Annotated in this window: 7 protein-coding genes; 3 read left to right on the top strand and 4 right to left on the bottom strand. The window is 40.5% G+C overall.

What is annotated here, in order from left to right; translation table 11 throughout:
- Window positions 1-31: 31 nt before the first annotated feature.
- Both ACY2RQ_RS18710 and ACY2RQ_RS18705 read right to left on the bottom strand, forming a co-directional pair.
- A complete protein-coding gene (locus tag ACY2RQ_RS18710) occupies window positions 32-733 on the bottom strand; it encodes an aspartate/glutamate racemase family protein (protein ID WP_490114527.1) in 702 nt (233 codons plus the stop codon).
- Between the two features lie 57 nt (window positions 734-790).
- Complete coding sequence (locus tag ACY2RQ_RS18705) at window positions 791-1342, bottom strand: hypothetical protein (protein WP_490114526.1); 552 nt, start codon at window positions 1340-1342, stop codon at window positions 791-793.
- A gap of 158 nt (window positions 1343-1500) precedes the next feature.
- On the opposite strand from ACY2RQ_RS18705, the gene ACY2RQ_RS18700 reads away from it, so the two are divergent.
- Together ACY2RQ_RS18700 and ACY2RQ_RS18695 are read left to right on the top strand one after the other, a co-directional pair.
- Window positions 1501-1776 (top strand): hypothetical protein, encoded by a 276-nt coding sequence (locus ACY2RQ_RS18700; protein ID WP_490114525.1) that lies wholly within the window; start codon window positions 1501-1503, stop codon window positions 1774-1776.
- Window positions 1777-2021: 245 nt separating this feature from the next.
- Window positions 2022-2654, top strand: coding sequence for a hypothetical protein (locus ACY2RQ_RS18695; protein ID WP_490114524.1), 633 nt, complete (start codon window positions 2022-2024; stop codon window positions 2652-2654).
- Window positions 2655-2722: 68 nt separating this feature from the next.
- Here the strand turns inward: ACY2RQ_RS18695 and ACY2RQ_RS18690 are convergent, their stop codons facing one another.
- Window positions 2723-3049, bottom strand: coding sequence for a hypothetical protein (locus tag ACY2RQ_RS18690; protein WP_490114523.1), 327 nt, complete (start codon window positions 3047-3049; stop codon window positions 2723-2725).
- 1708 nt (window positions 3050-4757) lie between these two features.
- Between ACY2RQ_RS18690 and ACY2RQ_RS18685 the strand changes: the two genes are divergently transcribed.
- Window positions 4758-4964 carry a hypothetical protein gene (locus ACY2RQ_RS18685; protein ID WP_490114522.1) on the top strand — a complete coding sequence of 69 codons (207 nt, stop codon included), beginning with the start codon at window positions 4758-4760 and terminating at the stop codon, window positions 4962-4964.
- A gap of 549 nt (window positions 4965-5513) precedes the next feature.
- Here ACY2RQ_RS18685 and ACY2RQ_RS18680 read toward each other — a convergent pair.
- Window positions 5514-6100 (bottom strand): hypothetical protein (locus tag ACY2RQ_RS18680; RefSeq protein WP_490114521.1); only part of this gene is annotated, 587 nt, incomplete at its 5' end.

Genomic DNA, 6100 nt, shown 5'->3' with positions numbered 1-6100 from the left:
CTGGATGCGCTTGTTATGTGAAAAATTGCACTTAGCTCACAGCTGCTTTTACTATTGCGTTGCAATGAAGCTCAGTTGTTGAGTGAAGTACAAAATCACTGCTTTCTACGTTTGCCATGAGTAAAGGTATTTCAGTGCAACCGAGAATAATGCTCTCAGCACCTTGTCGGTACATTTTTTGGCAAATGCCGTAGTAGAGCTGGCAAGTTTCCTCTCGGAAGTTACCGAGTACCAACTCATCCATGATTTTTTGATGGATTATTTCACGATCTGATTTTTCAGGAATAATTAGCTCTATACCTTGAGCTTGAAGCTGATATTTGTAAAAGTTGCCTTCCATCGTTTTTTGAACTCCGAGAATACCAACCCGCTTATACTGAGTTTGTGATATTACTTCGGATGTTGCTTTAGCAATGTTTAGAATATCTACGCCTAGTTCCTGCTTTATGGCTGGCTCAAATCGGTGAATACCATTTGCACAAAGAGCAAATATTTCAGCACCTGAATTTTTCAGTCGTTCTACAGATTCAAGAACCAACTCTTCACATTTTTTATCTGTTGGATCAGCAATTGAAGCATCTATGAATTCTTGCTCGTTTAAGCTGTCCATTAGTATATGAGCTGAATTGTAACCACCAAGACAACTTCGTACACCTTCATTTATGAGTTTGTAATACTCTGCGGTAGATACCCAGCTTAACCCGCCAACCAGACCAATTTTTCTTAAAGACATGATGTTACTTCAATGTTGGGTTTTCACATAACGCCTAAATCAGGTGCGCCGTAGGCGTCACCTGGATTTACTTGTTAGCTGCTGCTCGATTATTTTGGGAATATGCTTTTTTCGCCAACTACTATCACTATCGAAGCTATTTCTAAGATTTTTTTCATCCGCGGACGCAAGTGCTAAAAATAACTCTTTTGACGACTTGAAGCCAATTTCATAACCGTATTTGGTTAATTTATCAACGCTGATATCTGTTGCAAACTCATAATAATCAATGAGGAAGTCGGCTAGAACAAATTGGAAATTGTCCCCAAAATCTTTGTATATTGCATCCTGTTCTAGCTCGAAATGAACAAAGCGTTTCTCGTCACCTGATGTTAGAAGAGCATAGTATGTGTCTCCATTGCATCCCTCATAAATTGGTGTGACGTCATAACCGGTTAAAACCTTATAGTTTTCGATAACATCAGGCATATAGAAATAAAAGCTTTCAGGCTCCTTACCTATATATTCCAAATCTTCAAAATTCTCACTTGACTCAAGGGCAAAAAGGAATTCATTTGGAACACCTGCCTTTAATAACTCATTCCTTCTTTTCTCTTTGCATATGATCATGTTGAAACTCAACTGTTGATTGGCAGCTAACGCCTAAATCAGGTGCGCCGTAGGCGTCACCTGGATTTACTTGTTATGCGTTGCTCTCTTTCTGAGAGATTACATCTTTAAACGTGACGTTGATAGGGCGGAATAATGAATATATCCATAAGCCAATAATGCTTACTAGCCACAGAAAACCCGAAAAAATAAAGCTAAAGATTGGCCACATTAGCAATGCAGTAGCGAGACCCATAAATCCCGTAATGGGTTCATTGTTCCATTTTACGGTTTCAGCCCCAAAAATAGCCATAATACCGAAGATTAAAAATAGTGCAAAAAAACCTCCAGCTATTCCAATGAAATATATTTTGAAAAGGGATGACTTTGATATTTTCTTAGCTGTAATTTCCACAAACTATCCAAATTATTTTCTTGAGTTAAAAGTGAAGTAGTGATTTGAATTTACGATTTTCTATTGATGCAAGGTGAGTGTATTTTTTATGATCTGCCTATAAATAAATATCCTTCATTTAATGCTGAGATTCTCGAAGTTTGACTCAAGACGCATAACGCCTGCATCAGGTGCGCCGCTTGCGGCGTCACCTGGATGCACTTGTTATGTTTTCTGACCACTTTGTTAGAGAAAAATTTAGTTTTTTCTACTTTAATTTTTTAACTTAATAAAGAGTGAAGTGTTATGAAAAAATCTATTGTAGTAATATGTTTCTTTCTTTTATTCTCGAATATACTTTTTGCAAAGTGTTTTTATCATAATGGGGGTAGACCTCCATACGTAAAAGATGATGCCTATCTGAGTTTGTTTGATGTTAGATGGGTTTATACAGACCCACGCACAAGAAACAAAGTTAAAATAAAGCTTTATCATGTCAAAGAATATCAGAATTTTCCAGCGTTAGTTCTTTATGAACCTGATAAAACAAAGGTGTCACTAGATAATCGTGAACCAGATATTAGTTATTTTGATATTCATGATGGATTATATGGATATTATGACTATTTTGAATATAAGGGGGGAAGTGAACAAATTATTAAAAAGGAAATCGGAAAGATTTTCTTGATGCCTCATCGGATGTATCAGCATGCCCAACCTCTAATTTTTTTAAGCAGTAGGTATAATCTAACTGACCTGAAAGAAATAGATGTACGGATGGATGGCACAACTGAGATTATAGACTCGTTCAGTCATATTTTAAAAATTCGCAGCTTAAGTAAGACAAATCTTGACTTTGGTTTAAAAGGTTTGCAGGACGTTGATTTTGAGTTCACAGATGGATATATTTCAGCTGACTATTTGCGGGAGGAACTATAAAAACATAACGCCTAAATCAGGTGCGCCGTAGGCGTCACCTGGATTTACTTGTTAAATGGCAAATTGCACTACACTAGCCGCCCAATTGGACTGAGTGATAATGCCAATAGGATTATAAGATTTGCTATGCAGGCTACCTTTGATAAATTGCTGCAAACCTTTGCAAATTTGTATTTTACTTCTATAGCAGTACATATGACTGTGCTTGTTAATGATACGAAGAAGACAATGACAGTGATTGTCGTATTGAGAGTCGTGTAGCCACCGCCACCATATGAATAAAACTTTAAATACATCCATATGCCATGAACCAATTTTTCTGAAACTCCTGCTAGCTGAACCAGCGAGATGATAAGAAGAGCTGCAAAAAATACTGATGAAATGGCTTTATTCATTTATTAAGTGATTCTCACAAACAAGACTTTCATAGTTGAATCTACCTCGTGCATCAAGACAGGAGTCAACTTCAAGAAGGGCTTTACCTTTCCATATTGAAAATATGATCATCACAATGAAAAGCATTGCTGCGCTTCACTTTACCTTGATATTCATGTGAATGTTGGTTTTGCCATTTAACGCCCGCATCAGGTGCGCCGAAGGCGTCACTTGGATGCGCTTGTTAGGCGCTTACCCGGTTTGCACTGAAATTGCCGCACCGCAATACGATGTTTACACTTTGTTTGTGGCTGGCTGCACGAATGTATGGACATAAGACTTAACGCCGCAAGCTGTGAGCTTAAACAAAGCACAGATTTTTATAGCGGCGCGACTCGAAGGAATGAACTTCGATATTTTTAGCCAGCCTTGCACAATAAAGCCGATGCTTGTTTAAGGTTGAACACAGTTGTTTGACTGGTGACTTTTGCACAATAGGTATGCTGGCGTTGGCAACTCGAAGGCCAGAGCACAGAGCCAAAACGCCGCAAGCGCTTTACTCGACGCCGACACAAATTTAAATTGCGGCGCAACTCAGGGGAAAAACTCCAATCTCTCCCAACGCCAGCCAACACAATAAAGAATGCTACTTTATCAAACTGGAAGTTGACTTTGCTTCGCCTAACGCCCGCATCAGGTGCGCCGAAGGCGTCACTTGGATGCGCTTGTTAGGTGCTTACCCGGTTTGTATTGAATGTGCCGCACCACGATACGAAGTGTGCACTTTGGTTGTGGCTGGCTGCACGAATGTATGGACACAAGACTTAACGCCGCAAGCTGTGAGCTTAAACAAAGCACAGATTTTTATAGCGGCGCGACTCGAAGGAATGAACTTCGATGTTTTTAGCCAGCCTTGCACAATAAAGCCGATGTTTTTTCAAGGTTGAACACAATTGTTTGCCTGGTGATTTATGCACAATGATTATGCTGGCGTTGGCAACTGAAAGGTCTGAACTCGGAGCTAAAACGCCGCAAGTGATTTACTCGACGACGATAGAAATTTAAATTGCGGCGTAACTCGGGGAAACAACTCCTATCTCACCCAACGCCAGCCAGTACAATAAAGAATGCTACTTTATCAGACTTGAAGTTTACTCAGCTTCACCTAACGCCCGCATCAGGTGCGCCGAAGGCGTCACTTGGATGCGCTTGTTAGGTGCTTACCCGGTTTGCATTGAATGTGCCGCACCACAATACGAAGTGTGCACTTTGGTTATGGCTGGCTGCACGAATGTATGGACACAAGACTTAACGCCGCAAGCTGTGAGCTTAAACAAAGCGCAGATTTTTATAGCGGCGCGACTCGAAGGAATGAACTTCGATGTTTTTAGCCAGCCTTGCACAATAAAGCCGATGTTTTTTCAAGGTTGAACACAGTTGTTTGCCTGGTGATTTATGCACAATGATTATGCTGGCGTTGGCAACTGAAAGGTCTGAACTCGGAGCTAAAACGCCGCAAACGCTTTACTCGACGACGATAGAAATTTAAATTGCGGCGTAACTCGGGGAAACAACTCCTATCTCACCCAACGCCAGCCAGCACAATAAAGAATGCTACTTTATCAGACTTGAAGTTTACTCAGCTTCACCTAACGCCTAAATCAGGTGCGCCGTAGGCGTCACCTGGATTTTTTTGTTAGCTGTTTTTTTAAACTGAACTTTGCAGTTTTGCCCAACCTTGCTGGCCTCGGCTTTCTGGTGCTGGCGCATGATGAAAGCAAATACGAAAAGGCTGATGCCGGGTTTGTGACAACAGTGATGTGGCATGGAATGCCACCAAAAAGACTGAACTCTGCCCGGCTTAACACGAAAAGCATTTGCGCTGAACTTAATCGCCAGCAAACCATGAACAAAGAAACCTTCTTCGCTCGATAAAGCTGAAGATATTTGCCCTACCTTTCTACCTCAGTTCTTCGTTGAGCTGGCACACGACGAAAGCAAAAACGAAAAAGCTGATGCCGGGTTTGTGACAACAGTGATGTGGCATGGAATGCCACCAAAAAGACTGAACTCTGCACCGGCTTAACACGAAAAGTCTTTGCGTTGAACTTAATCGCCAGCAAACCATGAACAAAGAAACCTTCTTCGCTTGGTAAAGCTGAAGATATTTGCCCTACCTTTTTACCTCAGTTCTTCGTTGAGCTGGCACACGATGAAAGCAAAAACGAAAAAGCTGATGCCGGGTTTGTGGCAACGGTGATGTGGCATGGAATGCCACCAAAAAGACTGAACTTTACCCGGCTTAACTCGAAAAGCATTTACGCTAAACTCAACTGCCAGCTTTTCACTGAACTTAACGCTCGAAGTTTACGACAGCTTCTCTATTTCTTCTCGATGATTATGCTGAACCAGAACAAAAGGAATGACAAACTCACCTTTAACAGCTAACGCCTAAATCAGGTGCGCCGTAGGCGTCACCTGGATTTACTTGTTAGCTGCGTTTTGTTGATAGACTGCAATTCGTTGTTTGGCTTCTTCTAATGAGTTCCCTGGCCAAATGTCAACTTTGCTTTTGTCAATGAAGTAATTATCAGAAAAGTTTTGTGCATAATGCCAAGGGTGATAAACCCAACCATCTTTCTCTGCGACTTGTGAATTACGTATCCATAAATCCCATATTGCTATCTCAATTGTATCAGAAAGATGCAAATTTTCCTTTACATAATTTCTCCAGCTACCATTTGTACTCTCGAAAAATGTTGGGTGTTTTTGAGAGAACTCTGAAAGAGCGTTTGTGGTAGTGCCGGGAAGTTTGCCTAAAATGTCAACAATGTATAATTCAAAGAAATATGCCAGAGGCCGCTTCTCTTTATAGTAAGGAGCAAAAGTGATCATTACCTCCTCATAATTTTGAGGATAATTTGGCATTTCTGGAGGTATATATGCTTCAGAATTCATAGTTTCCTTACCAATAGCTTCAACTTCTCCGTAGGCTACACAAGAGAGCATCATGAAAAAAGCACAAATTAATTTTTTAATCATATGTTGATGTTGACTGATTACTTGAGCAG

The organism is Parendozoicomonas sp. 209JJ7-1 (assembly GCF_058147085.1).
The sequence above is the reverse complement of the archived record's forward strand: the minus strand, read 5'-3'. Positions and strand labels throughout refer to the sequence as shown.

What these genes read in the sequence shown, in the direction of transcription:
- ACY2RQ_RS18695 (WP_490114524.1), top strand. Translation starts at nt 2,022, where the DNA reads ATGAAAAAATCTATTGTAGTAATATGTTTCTTTCTTTTATTCTCGAAT.
- ACY2RQ_RS18710 (WP_490114527.1), bottom strand. Translation starts at nt 733, where the DNA reads ATGTCTTTAAGAAAAATTGGTCTGGTTGGCGGGTTAAGCTGGGTATCT.
- ACY2RQ_RS18705 (WP_490114526.1), bottom strand. Translation starts at nt 1,342, where the DNA reads ATGATCATATGCAAAGAGAAAAGAAGGAATGAGTTATTAAAGGCAGGT.
- ACY2RQ_RS18690 (WP_490114523.1), bottom strand. Translation starts at nt 3,049, where the DNA reads ATGAATAAAGCCATTTCATCAGTATTTTTTGCAGCTCTTCTTATCATC.
- ACY2RQ_RS18700 (WP_490114525.1), top strand. Translation starts at nt 1,501, where the DNA reads ATGCTTACTAGCCACAGAAAACCCGAAAAAATAAAGCTAAAGATTGGC.